Annotated in this window: 17 protein-coding genes and 4 pseudogenes; 11 read left to right on the forward strand and 10 right to left on the reverse strand. The window is 47.1% G+C overall.

What is annotated here, in order from left to right; all coding sequences use genetic code 11:
- Nucleotides 1-16: 16 nt before the first annotated feature.
- Nucleotides 17-1,051: an N-acetyl-gamma-glutamyl-phosphate reductase gene (gene argC, locus B9L19_RS14390; protein WP_047753520.1), complete on the reverse strand. Its 1,035-nt coding sequence runs from the start codon at nt 1,049-1,051 to the stop codon at nt 17-19.
- Nucleotides 1,052-1,374: 323 nt separating this feature from the next.
- Between argC and B9L19_RS14395 the strand changes: the two genes are divergently transcribed.
- From B9L19_RS14395 to B9L19_RS14435, 9 genes and pseudogenes are all read left to right on the forward strand, one after another.
- Nucleotides 1,375-2,061: a Crp/Fnr family transcriptional regulator gene (locus B9L19_RS14395; RefSeq protein WP_047753521.1), complete on the forward strand. Its 687-nt coding sequence runs from the start codon at nt 1,375-1,377 to the stop codon at nt 2,059-2,061.
- Between the two features lie 415 nt (nt 2,062-2,476).
- Nucleotides 2,477-3,593: pseudogene (locus B9L19_RS19180) on the forward strand (ISLre2 family transposase); the annotation flags it as partial.
- Nucleotides 3,577-3,969: pseudogene (locus B9L19_RS19605) on the forward strand (UPF0236 family transposase-like protein); the annotation flags it as partial. The pseudogenes B9L19_RS19180 and B9L19_RS19605, both read left to right, overlap by 17 nt.
- A gap of 166 nt (nt 3,970-4,135) precedes the next feature.
- Nucleotides 4,136-4,582, forward strand: coding sequence for a hypothetical protein (locus B9L19_RS14410; protein ID WP_241772023.1), 447 nt, complete (start codon nt 4,136-4,138; stop codon nt 4,580-4,582).
- Between the two features lie 648 nt (nt 4,583-5,230).
- Nucleotides 5,231-6,460: an IS110 family RNA-guided transposase gene (locus tag B9L19_RS14415; RefSeq protein ID WP_025950322.1), complete on the forward strand. Its 1,230-nt coding sequence runs from the start codon at nt 5,231-5,233 to the stop codon at nt 6,458-6,460.
- Between the two features lie 354 nt (nt 6,461-6,814).
- Nucleotides 6,815-7,597, forward strand: coding sequence for an ABC transporter permease (locus tag B9L19_RS14420; protein ID WP_025948818.1), 783 nt, complete (start codon nt 6,815-6,817; stop codon nt 7,595-7,597).
- Between the two features lies 1 nt (nt 7,598).
- A complete protein-coding gene (locus B9L19_RS14425) occupies nt 7,599-9,116 on the forward strand; it encodes a hypothetical protein (RefSeq protein WP_047753522.1) in 1,518 nt (505 codons plus the stop codon).
- A gap of 22 nt (nt 9,117-9,138) precedes the next feature.
- Nucleotides 9,139-9,792, forward strand: a complete 654-nt coding sequence (locus B9L19_RS14430; RefSeq protein WP_025948816.1) for an ABC transporter ATP-binding protein — start codon at nt 9,139-9,141, stop codon at nt 9,790-9,792.
- Between the two features lie 262 nt (nt 9,793-10,054).
- A pseudogene (locus B9L19_RS14435) lies at nt 10,055-10,372 on the forward strand (DUF4277 domain-containing protein); the annotation flags it as partial.
- Here the strand turns inward: B9L19_RS14435 and B9L19_RS14440 are convergent.
- The 3 genes and pseudogenes from B9L19_RS14440 to B9L19_RS14455 all read right to left on the reverse strand — a co-directional run.
- Nucleotides 10,371-10,550: pseudogene (locus B9L19_RS14440) on the reverse strand (IS701 family transposase); the annotation flags it as partial. The pseudogenes B9L19_RS14435 and B9L19_RS14440 overlap by 2 nt on opposite strands.
- Nucleotides 10,551-10,571: 21 nt before the next feature.
- Nucleotides 10,572-10,826, reverse strand: a complete 255-nt coding sequence (locus tag B9L19_RS14445; protein ID WP_025039302.1) for a hypothetical protein — start codon at nt 10,824-10,826, stop codon at nt 10,572-10,574.
- Between the two features lie 1,532 nt (nt 10,827-12,358).
- Nucleotides 12,359-13,093 (reverse strand): hypothetical protein, encoded by a 735-nt coding sequence (locus tag B9L19_RS14455; RefSeq protein WP_025950015.1) that lies wholly within the window; start codon nt 13,091-13,093, stop codon nt 12,359-12,361.
- Between the two features lie 474 nt (nt 13,094-13,567).
- On the opposite strand from B9L19_RS14455, the gene B9L19_RS14460 reads away from it, so the two are divergent.
- On the forward strand, nt 13,568-13,900 hold the full coding sequence (locus B9L19_RS14460) for a DUF3139 domain-containing protein (RefSeq protein ID WP_025950016.1): 333 nt from the start codon (nt 13,568-13,570) through the stop codon (nt 13,898-13,900).
- A gap of 43 nt (nt 13,901-13,943) precedes the next feature.
- Here B9L19_RS14460 and B9L19_RS14465 read toward each other — a convergent pair whose 3' ends face one another.
- On the reverse strand, nt 13,944-14,537 hold the full coding sequence (locus B9L19_RS14465) for a C40 family peptidase (protein WP_128733434.1): 594 nt from the start codon (nt 14,535-14,537) through the stop codon (nt 13,944-13,946).
- Nucleotides 14,538-14,767: 230 nt separating this feature from the next.
- On the opposite strand from B9L19_RS14465, the gene B9L19_RS14470 reads away from it, so the two are divergent.
- Entirely contained in the window at nt 14,768-15,958 is a 1,191-nt protein-coding gene (locus B9L19_RS14470) for an ISL3 family transposase (protein WP_047753525.1), read from the forward strand.
- Nucleotides 15,959-16,631: 673 nt separating this feature from the next.
- Here the strand turns inward: B9L19_RS14470 and B9L19_RS14475 are convergent.
- Genes B9L19_RS14475 through B9L19_RS14495 form a run of 5 tightly spaced genes read right to left on the reverse strand, consistent with a single transcriptional unit; the run spans nt 16,632 to nt 19,813 of the window.
- Nucleotides 16,632-17,360, reverse strand: coding sequence for a YwiC-like family protein (locus B9L19_RS14475; RefSeq protein WP_047753526.1), 729 nt, complete (start codon nt 17,358-17,360; stop codon nt 16,632-16,634).
- 5 nt (nt 17,361-17,365) lie between these two features.
- Entirely contained in the window at nt 17,366-17,596 is a 231-nt protein-coding gene (gene moaD / locus B9L19_RS14480) for a molybdopterin converting factor subunit 1 (RefSeq protein ID WP_011230277.1), read from the reverse strand.
- Complete coding sequence (locus B9L19_RS14485) at nt 17,593-18,060, reverse strand: molybdenum cofactor biosynthesis protein MoaE (protein ID WP_011230276.1); 468 nt, start codon at nt 18,058-18,060, stop codon at nt 17,593-17,595. Before B9L19_RS14485 ends, moaD begins: the two co-directional genes overlap by 4 nt.
- Nucleotides 18,057-18,557 carry a molybdopterin-guanine dinucleotide biosynthesis protein B gene (gene mobB, locus B9L19_RS14490; RefSeq protein ID WP_047753527.1) on the reverse strand — a complete coding sequence of 167 codons (501 nt, stop codon included), beginning with the start codon at nt 18,555-18,557 and terminating at the stop codon, nt 18,057-18,059. Before mobB ends, B9L19_RS14485 begins: the two co-directional genes overlap by 4 nt.
- The gene (locus B9L19_RS14495) at nt 18,554-19,813 is read right to left on the reverse strand and encodes a molybdopterin molybdotransferase MoeA (RefSeq protein WP_089113966.1); all 1,260 of its coding nucleotides are present in this window, start codon (nt 19,811-19,813) and stop codon (nt 18,554-18,556) included. Before B9L19_RS14495 ends, mobB begins: the two co-directional genes overlap by 4 nt.
- Between the last annotated feature and the right edge of the window lie 27 nt (nt 19,814-19,840).

The raw sequence follows: 19,840 nt of genomic DNA on the forward strand, positions 1-19,840 counted from the left end.
CGTTTTTCCCCTTCCCTCACGGATAGATCGGCAAGGAGTGGAGGCCCTCAGCCTCATCCCAGCCCATCATCAAGTTGAAGTTTTGCACCGCCTGCCCGGCAGCCCCTTTCAGTAAATTATCGATCACCGACACGACCGTTACCCGTCCCGTCCGTTCATCATAGGCGAGGCCGATGTCGCAATAATTTGAGCCGTACACTTCTTTTGTCGCGGGAAACTGTCCAAGTTGACGGATGCGGACAAACGGCGAACCTTCATAACTTGTTTTATATAAATCTACTAAGTCGTTTGGTGAAATCGGCTGTTTCGCCTTCGCATAAATCGTCGCCATAATGCCTCGCGTCATCGGGATCAAATGAGTGCTGAACGTAATCGGCGCCACCGCTTCATTCCACATCTGCAGCGTTTGCTCAATTTCCGGAATATGCTGATGGACGTTCACTTTATAAATTTTCACGTTTTCGTTCACTTCGGAAAAATGCGTCCCAAGCCCTGCTTTCCGTCCCGCGCCCGATACGCCCGATTTGGCGTCCACGATGATCGAGTCCCCTTCAATCAGACTGTTCTTCACGAGCGGGGCGAGACCAAGCAGCGTCGCCGTCGGATAACAGCCCGGGTTGGATAAGAGCACAGCCTCGCGCACCGCTTCCCGATTCCACTCGGTCAGCCCATACACCGCATTTTGCAAATATTCCGCCGGCGCCGCTTCACGACCGTACCATTGTTCGTACACCGCTCCGTCTTTCAAACGGAAATCCCCGGATAAATCGATCACTTTCACTCCCCGATCCACGAGCGCCGGCGCCCACTCCCCCGACACCCCGGGCGGCGTGGCGAAAAAGACCGCATCGTAACGGGAAAGCGCCTCGATGTCAAGTTTATGCAACACCGCACTATCGACCGCGCCGACGTGCGGGAAACTTTCCGATAAATGCATTCCGTCCTGCGACGACGAGAAAACATCGCAGCGGCCCACATGCGGATGCTTGTATAGCAAGCGGAACAGCTCCGCGCCGCTGTACCCCGTCGCCCCGATAATGGCTACGTTCATCATGTTCCCCCTCACCCGTATGCCTCATGTAGTTCTCATTATAATACTGTATAAAAATAAAATCAAATGTATATTTAATAATTTTTGAGGATTTTTTTCTTGCCCCTCCCTCCGTCTATGGGAAACGAATACCGATTTGTCCCCGCATCCAAGGTGCATCCTTGACTCCATCGCCCTCATGTCCTCGGGATGCAAAGACTTTCACAAACGATTCCATCGATGTTCAACAAGTTTTCAATCTTTCCACTATCCTTATATTGACTTCCCTCTTTTTTCCTGTACACTTTTAGATAGCGATACATTTTACGTAAGGTTGTGATCGGATGAACGAGATGGAATCTCGTGAATGGCAGAAGTGGCTTACATCGCTTGGGCGCGATCTTCGCGTTGAGAAGGGAACATACTTGTTTCAAGAAGGGGAAAAAGCAGGCGACCTTTACTATATCCAATCGGGGAAAATCCAAATCAGCAAAATGGACATGGACGGACGGGAGCTCGCGCTGCGCATTTGCAGCGAGGGCGATTTGATCGGCGAGCTGACGTTGTTTTGTCCTGGAGCCCGCTACATGCTGACGGCGAAAGTGCTGGAAGACAGCGTCGTTTCCGCCATTCCGCGCGAAAGGCTTGAACAAGAGCTCGCCAACAATCCGACGCTGGCGATCGAGTTGATGAAATGGATGAGCCTCCATTTCCGCAAAACGCAGACGAAGTTCCGCGACTTGATTTTACACGGCAAAAAAGGAGCGCTCTATTCAACGCTCATCCGTTTGTGCAACAGCTACGGCGTCATGAAAGAAGACGGCATTTTGATCGACGTGCCGCTGACGAACCAAGAGCTTGCCAACTTTTGCGGCACCGCCCGCGAAGTTGTCAACCGCATGCTCGGCGATTTGCGGAAAAAAGGCGTCATCTCCGTGGAAAAAGGAAAAATTTGCGTCCACAACTTGCAATACTTGCGCGACGAAATCGCCTGCGAAGGCTGCCCGCCCGAGCTGTGCCGCATTGACTAACGGGCGGGTGCGGTGAAAAAGAAGGAGGCTGTCTCAAAAGGTCGTTAAACCGACCTTTTGAGGACATCCTCTGTTTCTTTTTCTTATCATTTGGTTCCCGAGTCCGACAGTTTTGAGGCCATTTTAGGCAAATGAAACTGGCCAAAGTGCTGTTATATCAAAGATTTCGCGATGTGGATCCTAGAAAAAATAAAACGCCGAATTTCATAGGCACACGACTTAATAAGTGTGAGTAAAATATTTATGGGTGGCATTCCGAAATGATCCCCGACGAGGTTTGCGAACTTTTGTTTGCGACGCTCGTCGGGCCACCAAGCGCAGCGCGGTAGAATAAGCAAAGGTCATGCAAAACGGACTCTCTCCCTGCTACGATGGTAATTGTCAGCATCAGCCGAAAACAGGAGGGAGAGAGTCCATGACACATCTTACCACAGAATGGCCTTTATAAAAGAGTTGAAGGAACAATTGTTGAGAACCCTTCAAAAGGTGTTCGCGGTCTTGTTGGCCGCCCTCTTGGAGGAGATCGATCCATAACTGGCGGAAGCGTGGGACAAGCGCCGGCATCAGCTGAAAGACAAACGGCCGACTACGAGCCAAACGCTGTTTGGGGAAGTGACATTCCGCCGGAACGACTACTACGATCGACAAACAGGAGCCTATACCTTCTTGCTGGATGCCGAACTGGGATTTGATGGAGCCCAATCGATCAGCCCTTGCCTCGAGGAAACGGCGGTCGAGTTGGCCGTAGAGTGCTCTTCCTACCGCAAAGCCGCTCGCACGCTGGAGTCGATCGTGGGGTATGCGGTCATGAGCCACGAGGCGATTCGCCGGTTGGTGCTCGAGGCCCCTGTCTCGCTGCATCACCCTGTTCCCAAACGGCACGGCCGGGTGCTGTTTGTGGAGGCGGATGGACTCTGTTTCCCGCCAGGGGAAAGGAAAACGGGCGAAAGAGGAGAAAATCTTGGCGGTTCACGAAGGATGGAGACGAAATGGATCGCAGCTTGAGCTGGTGAACCGGCGCCACTGCCTCCATGAAGGGACAGGGGACGTGTGGGAACGGTTTGAGGAGTGGCTGATGCAGGAATATGCCTATGATCCGTGCCGGGACCTGTTGGTCATCAACGGCGATGCGGCGTCGTGGATCACGGCCTGCCGGGAGTATGTTGGAAAGCGGGCGTGCTTTCAGCTGGATCGGTTTCATGTGGCGCGGGAGCTGCGTCAGTGTCTGTCCAGCCATCCGCGTTGGCGGGAGGTGCGGAAGAAGCTGGCGAAACAAGACGAAGAAGGACTTCTCGTGGAGCTGAACAGCGCGGTCGGCACGTTGAAGGACGAAGCGAAAGAACAGCAGCTTTCTGCCATGATCCGCCGGATCGAGTCGATGCCGGGATGCATCCGGGAGGGACTACCGGGAGTGGCTGTCGGAGCAAGGGGTGGAGACGACCGGCATGCGTCCGATGGGCCACGTCGAGAGCGTGATGAGCCGGTTTGCGCATCGGGTGAAATCCCGCCGCAGCTGGAAAGACCAGGGACTACCGGGAGTGGCTGTCGGAGCAAGGGGTGGAGACGACCGGCATGCGTCCGATGGGCCACGTCGAGAGCGTGATGAGCCGGTTTGCGCATCGGGTGAAATCCCGCCGCAGCTGGAAAGACCAAGGGCTTCGGGCGTTTCTGAGGGCGATGGCAGCCCGAATCGACGGGATCGGGTGGAGAAAGGGACGGTGGGAGGAGCAAGAGCCCCAGTCGGCCGTCTCGGCCTCAACAAAGTCCAAGCGGATCGAACAGGCCAAACGGAAGGCCGGACGGTTGTGGGTGGATGTGGTGCGTCAGAATATACCGTGTCTGCAACAGTCATCCGGGACGCCGATCCATCAAGCGTTGTCGGCGCTCCGGGATGGTGGTTGGGTGTAAAAAAATGGAATGTAATATGATCACCTCAAGATGAGGGATGAGAGTCCGAAAGTGCTCGCGATATCCATTCCTGAAAATGGTTCACTAACCGGTCATTGACAACGCCCGTGGTGAACCGAAAAAATGTTCTCCACAAAGTCTTGACTGACTCCTATAAAAATGGAAATTGACAAAAAAAAAAACTTATAATCAAAATGTACCAAAATATGAATTTGATAGGAAACAGTTTAATGTGAAGAGAAAATTAGTTTCGACAGGCTTTCTCGCAGGTTTGCTAGCATTTGGTGTTGCAGTTCAAGCCGGTACTACTTGGACGGAATATAATACTACTGTCCCAAGATTCAACGGCAGTGGGTACACAGGCTATCAAACAAAATCCTCATCTGGAACATATGGGGAATTACATTCTGCTGTCGTAGGCGGATCATATACAGTGGATGCAAGAATGCAGGCTAGTTCTGGAACAGGAGAATGGGTGCGCAGTGTTACTGATAACGATTATCGACGTTTGCCGAACTCTGTTCCTAAAGGGCTAAATGCGAGAGTGGAATTTAGCAATGATATTACAACACCAGTTAACGTTCAAGTATCTGGAAAGTGGAGGAGCAATTAAACGGCTACCTTCGTAATAGTTTCTAAAAGACCTGTGATTGATGAGGGGAAGTTGCCTCCCAGCCTCACTTCCCAAATATATAGATGCAACCAAGACGTTTAACCTCTTTCCGAAAGAAGTCTCCCACTTCTAAACGAAGTGAAAGTGGGAGATGAATGTCGGTCGGCGTTAGCTAACGAGTATGATAGAATATGGCTAGAACGGACACCTTCGGAACGAAGGGAAGCGTAAAGGGTTCTTGTGTGTGGCTTACCGTTCGGCGAACACACACAAGTCGCTTGAAGCCCCCACCTCTAAGCGAAGCGTAGGTGGTGGGGGGAGGGGCGCGCCCCTCCCCCCCGTGGATCGCACCACATCGGGGTTGGACTTTTCGCGATGTTCCTGGATAATGATCTTGAGGATCATCGGGGCCACTCTTCTTCCCCCTGTAGCTTTGACTACTTGAAAAGTCTGTCTCCCCGGCTCCTGTTCGGACGTCTAACCCGCAGGCTGTTCCCGTTGGATTTCCATGCTGGAAGGAGCAGCTTCCAGGCAGCCCATGGCCCAACGTGAGTTCTCATACGCGAGGGTGACTGGTCAACAGGCGCGGTCCGGGGGCATCCCGAAGAGTCCCAACCCCACGATCCTACTACGATTGGAGGTGATCTCATGAAACTCTACGTCGGGATTGACGTGAGCTCAACGGACTTATACACGTGCATCATGGACCAAGAAGGAACCACGTGCGCGCAATTCAAGGCGGACAACCATCTCCTTGGCGCGTCCTTCCTTCGCGATCAAATCCTCCTGTGGGCAAACAAGCGCCAACCATCCGAAATTCTCATCGGGATGGAAGCCACTTCGGTCTACAGCTGGCATCCGGCAATGTTTTTCCACCAACAGGAGGAGCTGAGGTCTTGGAATGTCAAGGTGTTTACCATCAATCCAAAGCTCATTCGCAAATTTAAAGAAGCTTACACCGACTTGGATAAAACGGATGGCATCGATGCGTGGATCATCGCCGATCGGCTTCGCTTTGGCCGCTTGAAAGTGACAGCTGTCATGCAAGAACAGTTTATCGCCCTTCAACGGCTCACTCGCATGCGCTATCATCTCGTCCATCAGCTGACTCGGGAAAAGCAGTACTTCCTCCAACACTTGTTTTACAAGTGCAGTTCCTTTACCCAAGAGGTGGACAGCTCCGTTTTCGGACATGCCATCTTAGAGCTTCTTCTCGAGTCGTTTAGCTTAGACGAAATCAGTCAGATGGACGTGCAACAGCTCGCTGACTTCTTGCGCCAAAAAGGACGCAATCGCTTTGCCGATCCGGAATGCATCGCCAAGTCCATTCAAAAGGCGGCTCGTTCGTCCTATCGGCTTTCTAAGTGTGTCGAGGATTCCATCGACTTGCTTTTAGGCCTATCGATTCAATCCATTCGCAGCCTTCAAGCGCAAATCAAAGAGCTAGACAAAGCGATTACTCGCCATTTGGAAGGCATTCCAAATACGTTACAAACCATTCCTGGCATCGGACCTGTTTACGCTGCCGGTATCTTAGCCGAAATTGGACAAATCGAGCGCTTTGACAATCAAGCCGCCTTAGCGAAGTATGCAGGTCTGACTTGGTCCAAGCACCAGTCCGGTCGGTTCCAAGCCGAGGAGACTTCCCTCATTCGTTCCGGCAATCGCTATCTCCGTTACTACCTAGTGGAGGCTGCCAACTCGGTACAACGGCATGATGCGACGTTTCGCGCCTATTACCGGAAGAAGTATGAGGAAGTGCCCAAGCACCAACATAAACGAGCCCTCGTCCTCACCGCTCGAAAACTCGTGCGTGTGATCGATGCGCTGCTACGCAACGGTCAAATCTACACGCCAAGAAAGGGGGAAGATCGATAGGGGTATCGATCTAACTGATTTTGTATCAAAACCCAGTTAATGACATCAGAGAATATGGCTAGAACGGACACCTTCGGAACGAAGGGAAGCGTAAAGGGTTCTTGTGTGTGGCTTACCGTTCGGCGAACACACACAAGTCGCTTGAAGCCCCCACCTCTAAGCGAAGCGTAGGTGGTAGGTAGTTCACCCATAGACAGAAAGCCACTTTTTCCGACGATCGAAAGCAAGCATGCTGCTTGTTTTCGATCGTCAACAACGGACAAGCCGCTTTTCTGGCAAGGATAAATTTCTTTGTTGCATCTATAATCCAATGGAATGACTTTTTTGAATTATTCACAAAAAGAGGTGCCAAGCATGCTGTATAGACAATTGGTTGTGGAGCTCAAAAGGGCATGTACCAAAAAAAATCTCTTACTATGGTTCAGTATGATTGTGCTACTGCCAGCGATTCGATTTTTTATGATAAGCAAAGGATATGAATTTTATAAACCGGTTGAAGTATTTCAAGAAACTGTATCAGGCATTATTCCGTTGCTCTTCCCTGCTATTGCGATGATCGTTTATTTGCCTTCCTTTTTACAAGAACAACGAAATCATTTTATTGCCTATACTCGTCCCAGAGTGCCGCTGCATATCTATATCATGAGTAAAGGCCTTATGAACGCTCTACTCACTGGCGCCGTTACGTTTTTGCTTACTTTTTTCCCATTTATTTTTATTATGTATGTGGAAAATCACTTAGGAATGATTCATTATAGCTCTTTAAATGAAAATATGCACATACCTGCTGTTACCTTTTCCCAATTTTTGCGTTATGGAGAGTTTGTATACGGCTTGGTGTATTCTGTATGGGTTGCAATCAATGGCGTCCTTTACTCGACCATTGCCTTTATGCTATTGCTAAATATCAGCAACCCTTTTATTGCTTTATCGCTTCCTTTTCTCTTTTACCATATTTTTAATTTTGTAACAGCCTTGTTTGACATACCTATGTTTTCGCCGCTTAGCACGATTTTTCCATTCAATATTGAACAGCAGCCTTTATGGACTGTGCTTGTCCCGTTTTTATTTTTGCTCGTTGTCTCGGTGACTTTGTTCGTATTTTCTATACGAAATGAGAACGAATGGATGATATAAGATGAGGAAATGGACGTTTTTTATAAAAGAACGTACTCAAAATGGAATCAGCATCAAATGGATCATGATCGGAGCTGTTCTTTATTTTTATAGTATAATATTAAAAAAAGAAATCGTCCAAGTGGCTGCGGTGGAACGATTGCACCCCAATAATTGGGATGTGACTTTGCGTTTAGTCAATGATCCGTATCTGATCATTTATTTTATTATTCCAATTGTCATGTTTTTCTTGCTAAAATCTATTTTTATGGATTTTGATTATCACATTTTAATTCGTGTCGGATCATTTCAGCGATGGATCTATTATTCGTTAAGGAAGTTCTGGGCAAACACGTCCCCACTCTTGTTCGTATGGATGCTCGTATCATTATGGAGCGCAATAGGATTTCCTTTTTCGTGGGACTGGAGCGAGCTAAGCCGAACAGAACATTTTACAAATACTCTTTATGAACTGTCCCGTTCCTTTGCAAATCCATTCTTTACTTTTGCAGCACAGTTTCTGTTATTCCTTTTCACCTTTTCGCTGTTGCATATCATTTTTGCGATCATATACGTACTCACCCAAAACAAGCGGGTGATGATTTTGATTAGTCTATTATTTTTCGTTTTCAGTATCATCGGTTTTAAGCTGCTGCCAAAAGAGGTCGCCTTTTTATCTCCTATTACATTTTTTTCGCTTGCAAACGGAGCAAATGTCTTTCATCCCCTAATAGAGGGTTATATCATGGTAATGATATTGCTGATTTTCTGTATAGGGATGTTGCCATTTTTAGACTTACATAAAAGGCGATACATCCAGACAATAAAGGGGAGTTTGCCGCTTATTATGTATGTTTTGCTCTGTGTAATGGGGATTGGTTCGACCATCCGTTCGCTAAAAAAATATTCTGATATCACCATTTGGGATGCTCTAGTCGCGTCTTTTGCTGGCGTTAGCCCCGAACGGTTTGCATATATTCCGTATTTTTTTTACGTAGTGGTGTTTTTCGGATTGATTTATCTCCTTCACCTCTTTATCCTAAACAACGAAATCGAACAATTAGGATACTATAAAATCATTCGTTTTAGAAGTTTAACAAAATGGTTTTGGAGCTGGATGAGAAAATTGATCATCATAATCGCTTTGTTTTTGTTTGCATTGGCGGTCGTTACATGTGTACTCGCCGCCTGTTGGGGAGCAAACATTGGGTTTTATGCCACACTCGTCTCCAAACCCATATCTGAGATTGTTTATCACTTCTTCGTCAATGGCTTTCTGCAAATGATTTTTTATATTATCTTAATCTTTATTGTTTCTTGGATTAGCAAAGAGTCAATCTATAGCATTGTGATGATCAGCATCCTGATGGTGGCGATGCTGCCCGGAGTGAATGTAAAAGGAATCATTCCTGTAGGATTAAATAGCATTATTTATTTAGCCGATCATTCACCTTATTCCTTGACCCTTATTTTAAGTATAGCGAATGTCGTTTCATTCTCTATCATTCATTATTTATTCAAACAAAGCTTAAAAATATAAATGAACATAGGTGGGATGGAACATGACGACCATTATTTCTTTACGAAATGTAAGTAAATCTTACAAAGGAATAACCCTTTTCGAAAACATTAATTTGGATATAGAAAAAGGGCAAATATACGGGATCGTAGGACCGAACGGTTCTGGAAAATCCGTTTTATTTAAAATGATATGCGGATTTGTCTTTCCCGATGAAGGAACGATTGTTGTGGATGGAATCGAAATCGGCAGAAGTAAACGATTTCCTCATAATATAGGGGTTATTATAGACCGCCCCGGGTACATCGCAAACAAAACAGGTTTTCAAAATTTAAAAGAATTAGCTATGATAAGAGGAGAGATTAGCGATGAGAAAATTATCCAAACAATGGAACAGGTTGGATTGCAGCCCAATGCAAAACAAAAAGTGAAACATTACTCTTTAGGCATGAAACAGAAATTAGCCATCGCTCAAGCCATTATGGAAGATCAGCAAATCCTCGTATTGGATGAACCATTCAACGCGCTAGATGCCGAAAGTGTGGACATCATTCGCCGTTTATTATTATCTTTCAAACATGAAGGGCGTACTATTTTATTGACCAGCCATCATCAAGAAGATATCGATATTTTATGCGACCATGTTTTTCGTATCAACCGTTATCAATTAGAACCCGTTGTTCCAATGAAACACTAGAGACGCAAAAGAGAATTTCCTATCCTCACCAGCTCTAAAACGGACCCGCATTCTCCATCTGAACAGCGACACCATCGAAACGCTATATCGCGCCCCACAGCTCCCCCTCGTTACAACGGGGGGCTGGGGCATTGCTGTGTATTGCGATAAGGGGCCATGCATCTCACATTTCGCACCCTCCCGACGAAAATCGGGAGGATTTTTTCATCCCGATGTCGAATAGGTCCTTGGTACACAAGGAAAGCAAAGGAGTTTCCACACCATGGACGTTCGAATTCAGGCTATTTATGAAAGTTCCTATTTGAATATCATAAGCGCCATCTTCAAGGATCTTGGCCTCCCTCAGCTGATTGACCGGCTGGTTCCGGTGGATCCCCAATGCCAAACCCGAGCCAGCGATGTTGTCTGGCTGCTCATCCTGGATATCTTGAGCGGCCGGCAAGCCCTGGTTCATTTGGAACGATGGGCGCATGACATCGATTTGCCCAAGCTGATCCGGCCAAGGTTGGATCCGTCTTGGTTCAACGACGATGCCATTGCTCGCCATTTGGGCCGGCTGTATGAGGCCAATATTCATCAAGGAGAGAATGTCCCCAGATCGATTTTTTCTCTGCGTGAGAATCATGCCAATCACATCCTTGAATGGCGTGCGTGGCCCGTGACGAGGGCTTCGTTTTTTGGCCAATCGTATCATCGATCGAAACAAAAAGGGGTGAATTCTCTCGTTTCGAGCTGCGTTCAACGCGACGAAGGATCCACCCTGCAGGCAAACACGATGTTTACTGATGATGATTGTTAAGAAAAGAAAACAAGCCCACAAACAAAAAAATCCCCCCCAGCGTTTTATAAGTGCTTATATATTCTTTTAACATTTGCAAATATTCTTGAGAATCCACAGATCCCCCCATGGATCGAACCCAGGATGAAGCAAAACGACTCCCTAATTCAGGACTATTTAACATCAACCACAATCCGATGAGGGAAAGAACGAGTGAAACAAACTTCATTTTGTTTGGGCTTTTTAAAATATTCATTTTGCATCCCCCTCGTATAGTATGTTTAGAAAGATTTTTAAATCGAATTTCCAGTTGGATATGCTCCTTGACAATCGTATATGCTTGAGTGATTTGCCCACGGGGGGAGGGGCGCGCCCCTCCCCCCCGTGGATCGCACCACATCGGGGTTGGACTTTTCGCGATGTTCCTGGATAATGATCTTGAGGATCATCGGGGCCACTCTTCTTCCCCCTGTAGCTTTGACTACTCATAAGGAATGATGAGCGATGGTAAAAAAAGGATTGCCATCGCTTGTTGTGTTGGCTCAAAAAATATTTTAAAAAAATGAATAAAAAATCCTTTGTTTCTGCACTGCTGGGGTGCGAAATGTGAGATATATTTCTTTCTCTCCCTTAAAAAAAGCATCGAAAAGGTAGATCCCAATTAACGGCAGAAACAATACCCCTGTTTGAAATCGTGATCAGCCCTAATCTTGTTACTATAAATCAACTAAAAAAGATCAACTCCATAGGTTACAAAAAGTAGCTGAATTTGCTTGAAACTTCTTAAATAAGAGCTTACTTAGTATGGAACACTTTTTTAAAGATGTCGTGTCAGTACGGAAAAATTGGAACATTTTTTGTGAAATGTTGTGTTGGTACGGAAAATATGGAACATTTTTTATAAAATGTCGTGTCAGTACGGAGAATTTGGAACATTTTTTGTGAAATGTTGTGTTGGTACGGAAATTTTGGAACGTTTTTTATAATATGTCGTAACATCCCCTTTATAAATTATTCCCTTCTTAACTGTATAGAAATCGTCTCACACAGTTATGAACTTTTTTGAAGGTTGGCTTTGAATTCTTGTTAAAGAGTTAGCATTAAGAGGTTTAAAATAAGCCTGATCTCATCTCTAAAGTTGGTTTGAACCTCTACCTTATATCTTTAATCAAAATTAACGCTTTTTGAAATGAATGGGAAAAGTTCTAAAATTGATCATAAAAAAACATAAGTCAAAAGTAAACTTCGACTCATACCTTAGTGAATTTATCGAAAAATTTTGTTTTAGGTGAAACATCACCTGCACAATTTTTCCTTATCCCTTCTCTCCTTTCCCCTACTATGTTCTAATACAAAAAACCTTGACGATTTCCCTTCTTCGCCTCACGTCTGCTCGAAGCCTTGTTCCACAAGGGGGAAAGGTGATTTGGAGAAAATACTGTAAATTAGCACATTATTTCAGAATCACTTTTTCAAATTATTTCAGATGGATTCTGAAATAATGTGCAAAATTTTTGCGGATTGTTCCGGATTTTGCACATTCTTTCGGAATGTTTGCACGCTCTATCAAAACCCAGTTAATGACATCAGACAAGACTGGGCTTCTTAAGTATTGCCTTTTTTCGGATCATCGGACAATCGAATTTCCAATTTCGATGATTTTTCACCTTGACATATTACCGCAGGACTTTTTAACTATCCGTTATGCTTAAACGAAACACAAAAACAGAAGCAAGTTCCATCAGGAAACTTGCTTCAATATTTCTATAAATAACAGAACACAGAACATTACTCATAGTAATAAAAACATACCCCTACAGGCTTAGCAGCATATCCATACCCTACTTTAGAATCCCATCGAATAAGTGGGTCGTACCAAACTTCAAAGTTATAAACTTTGTAATACGGTCTAGCTATTATGGTATAGGTTTTTCCTGCTGGAACTTGAATTTGATAAGTGTCTGTAACTTCATAAGATTTTGTTACGTTAAATCCCAACACTGCCGAAACTGTTTCAGCGCTTATATTTGTGTTCGATGACCATGTGGCAGAAACCCCTTGTTTTATAGACATGGTAGCTGTTGATGGTCCTTTAAAAGTAGATTGTCTTATTATTTCTGTTCCACATGCTTCACTAGTAGTAATGTTTTTTAGATAATAACCCGTTCCTAATTGTGGAGTCACCACGGGACGATCCCCTGGAAGGGATGATTCTTGTGCTTGAGTGTATGCGATTGAAACCCCAACTAGTTTTTTCCCCTTTGGTCCAGAAACAGAAGTTTCTAATCTTTTAAGAAATTCTAGGTCTATTATTTCAACCACCTTGTTCCCGCTTTGAGATACGACCACACTCGATTCTTTCGCTCTATCTAAAAACCCATTTACTGTCACATTCATCTTGCTACTGAGTGAACATCCTGCATTTGAAGTCTCTTCTTCTGCAGAAGCGATGACACTGTCACCCAGCAACAGACCAAAAACTAACGAAAAAGAAAGGATTGATTTGAGAAGATTTTTTATCATTATAGCCTCCCTCTAATTACAAAAATTATGTCCTCCAAAAGCAGCCAAGCAACGCGATCTGCCCACTATCTCTAAGTGCGAAACATTTTGACGGCAACTATCCGCCCCTTTTTTAACCTTTATTTTACAATTAGATTATATTTCTTCTTTACTAAAATTGTCAATATAAATTTGAATTATTTGTTTTTTGTGTCACATAAGGTGCTTTTCTATACTTTTTCCGTGAAAATGCATGCGCCCCGATGAGTCATTTTCATGCCCGGGTGGAGAGCAAAAATTGCTCATGGAACTTTTCCGTGAAAATGCAGCGCCTTGAGCAGTCATTTTCATGCCGGGTGGAGGGCAAAGCACGCTGCCCATGGATCTTTTCCGAAAGGATATCCTCTTTCGTGCGAAGAACATAAAAATAAAACAACGCAATAGTTGTGATAGAGGGGATTTTTTGTATATTATAAAAAAAAAGGAGGGATTCTGTTGAGTCGGAAATGGAAGCGTTTAGTGTTCATTGGTTTGCTCATTTTTTCGTTGGGGAGTGCGGGATATTTGTATTACGAAAAAACCGTGATGGTAGGGGATGTTCGAGAGCGGGAGCATCTTCTTTCTGCGGTTTCCATGAAAATAGCAAAAGAGGGGCACGAAATGGAGGATGTAAAGAAAATAGGGGTTCAATATAATTATTTCAAAGGCGGGGTTCTTCCTTATGAGGTATATGTCGTTTTCAAAAAAGATCCTTCCGTCGTTTATTATTACAGCTGGAAGGATCGGAGCAAGACAGATGTTGTGTTGATCGGGCAAGGGGTTGATTGAGGGTTGATAGAGAAAAAGAACGCTTAAATAGCGTTCTTTTTCTCTATGGCCAATTGAAAGAATGAACCGTTGAGAACCCGTTCAGTTTTTGGAGAGTTTTGTTAAGATAGTCGTATGGAGCAATAATCGTAGGGATCACTTTTTTAAATGGTTTTGTCGCAAAGTTATAATAAGGCGTGTTTGCTCCGTAATAATAAGATTGCCAAACAATTTCGGAACAATATAAATAGGTTCGATCCTTAGGATTGTTCGTGATTCGGTAAGGTTGTTTTTTGTATTTTCCTATCACATAATTTTGATATGCGTATGCTCCAGCTTGTTTTGCGGCGTTGGCCGATTTGTAGCGAACGACTTTTGTGCTCGGGTAGCGTTCAAGCCACCATTGGATGGAATATCTAGCAGGAAAGTGACCTGGTCCCGCTATGCTAACAAAATATTTTCCTGACTGATCGACAATTCCTGCGTGTCCGACAAAAGCAGCTGACCGTGTGTTCTTTGTGACAAGAATATCTCCAGGTTGAAAATCGAATCCGCTGACTCTGGCTGCGAGAGCATGCGATGAGAGAGGAAGTGTTGCAACAAAGAAGAAGACCGACGCGACAATCAAAAAAATTCTCGACAACAAAACAATCTCCACCCCCCCGAAAAAGATTGTCTATACAAAATTATCAGTATTTTTTATGAATTTTAAATAGATATTTTTTCTAAAAATAGAAATAGGTCCTTGCGTAGGGTTCAACGATAATTTTTACATAAAATTAATGGTTCATCACCAAATTTTGTGATTTAGTGACAAAAAAGAGAAAGCACTGACGAGATCCTGGCCATAATGTTAGTGGTGAAATCAACATTAAGGAGGTCTCGTAAGTGCTTTCGATACCACTAGGATTGCCAGAATTAAAAGTGATTAAACAAGAACTTCATTCCTATGGTTATGCGATTCATGTAGAGAAAACAGAGACACAGGAACGTTGCCCTCATTGTGGGGTTGCCACTTCCTCTGTCCACGACAGACGGACAAGAAAAGTACGGGATTTAGCGATTTTCCATCAGCCGGTGTACTTGTTCGTAAAGGTAAAGCGCTATCGGTGCTGGAATGGTTCCCAAGTGTTTTCTGCCTCTTTGGAATCGATTGAACCCAATCAACATTACACTAGTCGATTTTGTGAGCACTTGTATGAACTTTGTGAAGGCTCCACCATTCAAGAGGTTAGTCGAAAGCAGCGCATCCCCTATACGACATTGGAACGCATCTACTACTCCATCGCATCAAAAAAAGCAAAAGAGCGTCAAAACACAATGGAGGCATCTTGTCCGGAAGGGATGGTGCTTAGCTTAGATGAAATCGCGGTAAAAAAGGGACATCAGTATGAAACCGTATTGATGGATGTCAAAGCTGGATCGGTCATGGGAATGCATGCCGATCGCCAATGTAACTCCGCCATCCACTTGTTGAGCCAAAATGTCCTGTCGAAAGAAAGGGTTCAAACGGTGATTCTGGACATGTGGGAACCTTATCATAAGGCGGTTCGCGCCCTGTTTCCATCTGCTTCGATTGTCATCGATAAGTACCATGTGGTTCAAAAAGTGACACAAGCCTTGGATCAAGCAAGAAAGGAATGTTCTCCATTGAAAAAGGCTCGATATCTTCTCTTAAAAGGCTGTGAAAAGCTTCGTAAGGACCAACGGCGTCGATTAGACGATATCTTGGAGGAGTATCCGGTACTCTCCATTGCTTATTATCTCAAAGAGTTGTTTCGGGATTTTTACCGAACCGATGGATATCACGAAGCAAAGGAACGCTTGGAAGAATGGATTCAGTTAGCTAAACAGAGCCCTTTCACTTCTTTTCAGGAAGCAGCCAACACGCTTGAAAGGTGGAAGGAGCCGATTCTTTCCTACTTTTTGTGCTCATATACCAATGCCCGAATCGAGGGGACGAACCACAAGATCAAAAACATCAAACGCCGGGCATACGGCTATCGAAATTTAGAACGGTTTCGTTTGCGTGTATTTCTGGAGTGTACAGGGAACACTACAAGCAGTCAGGCTGCCTAAGCGCTCTCTTCTTCCGCTATCGGTATGATAGTTGGTAGAATGGAACCCGTCAAGGAAAGCACTTGACTGTTTCCATTCTACCAACTTCATGGTCTGTATGCGGAAGAAGGATCCTGACTGATGAACCTATTTCATCCAGCTAACATGTTTCTGGGATTGAGTGAAAATCACAGAAAATGGTGAAGACCCTTGAATTATTTGTTTTTTTCGTCACATAAGGTGCTTTTCTATACTTTTTATGGATATTATTGGTTAATCAACACACCTAATGAATACCATTTAGCTTTCCTTTTCCGCATATGATGGCACCTCGCTAGTTGTTAGAATCAAGTAGATTGATAACCTGAATGGCTCTTCATCACAAAGTGTACTTGAAAAAGAAATTGTATCTTTCCTCCCCCCTGCCATCCATCATTTTCGACAGACAAAGTTCGACATGGCTTTGGGCTGGAACGTCTACAATCCTATAATGAATGTTGAGATGTTTCCCTTCTTTCTTTATTTGAGAACGAGCATAGAAGAAGAGGAGATAGGCTTTTGAAACGATCCATTGCAACACCGTTGCATGGCATTCACGCCCATTTCACATCACGCTCGGGCAATGAAAAAGCAATCCCGCCTAACCAAACGAAAAACCCCAAACGGTCATGGCCGCCTCCCGTTTGGGGTTCGTTCAAGAGTAAAGCACGATCATCGCGATGAAAAAGTACGCCGCGTTGGCGATTTCCAGCATGCCGAGTTTCATGATCGGCAGCGACTTGCCGTATAAGTAGACGGCGCGGATGACGCTCGGAGCGTAGGCCAAAACGGCGAACGGCTCGCCGATGGCGATGAGGCCGACGATCAACAAGGCGTGGTAGCCCCATGACAGCCATTTGTACCGTTCATTTTTCTTTTCCCGAATCATCGTCTTGACGTAAAACGTGCTGCCGATGAAAAAGAGGAAGGAAAACAAGGCGAGTTCAAATGCTTCAAGCGTCAACTCCCCGCGTCCGGCGTAAAAGGCGGCAAGGCCGCCGACGCAAAACGCCGCGATGGCCGCCGCGTCGTTCCAAAAGGCGCGCTCGTTTTTTTTCTTGCTGTAGTAGGTGTTGACGAGGAAAAACGGCGTCATGGCGAGCCCGAAGTAGAAAAGCGCCGGCTGCTGCCAAAGCGAGACGGCAAGCGCCGCAGCGGCGATGGCGCCGTAGCGGATAGCGGCGGGCACGTACGGGTCGTTCCGTTTCGTTTTCACCGCCATCAAAAGCGGATACGTCGCCAAATAGAGGGCAAACCAGGCCAGAAAAAGCGGCGCGTGAATCCAGGAGAGTCCGCCGGCGTACGCCCCGAGCCAAAACGGGATGATGAGCATCGCCCAAGCGCCGTGCTGTTTTGGCATCACCCATTTGCTTTTGTTTTCCATTGGTCTCATCCTCCGCTTACCGGTGGAATAAAGGCGACCGTGTCGCCGGCATGAAGCGGCGACTCGTCGCGGGCGTACTCCTCATTGACCGCGGTCATGACGCGCCCGAGCGAGACGCCGTAGCGCTCTTCCACTTCGTCTTTCAGTTGTTTCACCGTTTCCGGAACGTGCGGCCACATCACTTCCCGCTCACCGATTTGTTCGCCTAAATGGGCGAAAAATAAAAGGCGGATCATTCCTCACTCACCTCCGGTTTTCCGGACGGATACGCCGTCGTTTCCAACTGGTCGCCCACCCAGGCGCTTCCGTCCTCCCATTGCTCTTTTTTCCAAATCGGCACGATTTGCTTGATCCGCTCAATGGCATAGCGGTTCGCCTCATACGCTTCGGCGCGGTGCGGCGAAGAAACGGCGATGACGACGGCGATGTCGCCGATCTCAAGCCGCCCGATCCGGTGGGTGATCGCCGTTTTCGCCCCCGGCCATTTTTCGGCGATTTCCGCTCCGATTTGCGCAAGCATTTTCTCCGCCATTGACACGTACGCCTCATATTGCAAAAAGAGCGTCCGCTTGCCGTTCGTCCATTCGCGCACCGTCCCGGCAAAGACAGCAACCGCCCCCGCTTCCGGGCGCATCACTTTTTTCATCACATCCTCGACCGAAATCGGCCTATCGGTAATGACAAACAACGGTTCGGTCATGTCCGCCTTCTCACCTCATTCATGAGCCATGGGATATATTCGGCCTCATCAGCCAGCAAAAACACGGGGTACGGCAACGGCCGGGAAAGCGGCGCCCAGGCGATGACGGCGCGAATGTCGGCGAGGTGCTGAAGCGACGTCCAATCTTCCTCGGAACGGACAAGCACGACTTTCGGGTGCCGTTCTTGTTTATAGCCCTCCACCAACACAAGATCGAGCTGAAGCGGCGCATAAAGCGCCAACACATCATCCAACCGCCATAACGGGCGGCGAAGATGAAGCTGCAACAGCCCGGCCCCTTCGACCGCCGTCGCCGCCGCCCCAGCCCGCTCGTGGCGGACGGAATCGACGCCTTCGGGCCGTGCGGGCTCGCCGCCATGGCCGTGGTGCTTCACCGTTCCGACGCGCCATCCTTCCCGGACCGCGGCCGCCACCCATTTTTCCATCAGCGTCGTTTTGCCGCTATGTTTATAGCCGACGACTTGCCAGACGTTCATTCGCTTGATCCCTCATCGTCATCCAAAAGCCATACGTCCACCTCATCGCCAGCCGCAAACCCTCTCGTTCCGCCCGGCAGCACCATCAAGGCGTTCGCAAAGGCAAGCGAGGTGACGATGTTCGATTTGTCCATGCCGACCGGCTTCACGACAAGCCGACCCTCAACCGCCTCGACCCGGCTGCGAACGAAGCGGGTGAACGGGTTCGGTTTCGAAAACTCGGCGCCAAGCGTGGCCTTCGCTTTTTTCAAATACGGTTTCGTGGAAAACAACCGCGTGCGCACGACCGGGCGGACGAACAGTTCGTATCCGACATAGCACGCCGACGGGTTGCCCGACAAACCGAACAGCAGCTTGCCATTCCACTCCGCGACGGTCGTCACGCTTCCCGGGCGCATGGCGATTTTGTTAAACAAGACGTTCGCTCCGAGCCGCTCGTAAATGGCGGGCAAATAATCGAAATCCCCAACCGAGACGCCGCCCGTTGTAATGAGCATGTCCACTTGATCGAGCGCCTCGCGCACCGCATGAAAACACGCCTCGAGGTCGTCGGCCAACTGGCCGAAATAAATCGGCTCGGCGCCGCTTTTGAGCACTTGCGCCTCGATCATGTAGGCGTTGCTGTTGCGGATTTTTCCCGGCACAAGCGGTTCCGAGACGTCGAGCAGTTCGCTGCCGGTCGCAAAAATGCCGATGCGCGGACGTTTTGCCACTTTCACCTCCGCATAGCCGAACGTCGCCAAGAGCGCCGCCACCCCGGGAGTGATGCGCGTCCCTTTTTCGATGAGCGGCTGTCCTTTTTTCGCATCTTCCCCTTGAAACGAAATGTTGTCGCCAGGGCGGAACGGGCGCTTAATCGACATATACGTTTTTCCATCCCGCTCATACTGTTTGGCGAGCTCGAGCATGACGACGGCATCGCATCCTTCCGGAATTTGCGCCCCGGTCATCAAGCGCACCGCTTGAAATGGGCCGACGGGCCGCTTCGCCACTTGCCCGGCGCCGATCGTTTCGATCACTTCAAACTCGACCGGACGATCCAGCCCCGCTCCTTCCGAGTCGGCGGCGCGAATGGCAAATCCGTCATACGGCGAGCGGTCAAACGGCGGCACGTCATGGTCGGCACGCAAATCTTCGGCCAAATAGCGGCCGTACGACTGCCTTAGCGGCACGATCTCCTCTTCTCCTCTCCCAGCGTAACGCATCACCCGGGTGATGGCTTCCGCTACGGGAATGGGGGTTCGTCTTTCGACCAACGGTGTTCTCCCCTTTCTTTCCCTCAT

This window comes from Geobacillus thermocatenulatus, assembly GCF_002217655.1.
GTDB lineage: Bacteria > Bacillota > Bacilli > Bacillales > Anoxybacillaceae > Geobacillus > Geobacillus thermocatenulatus.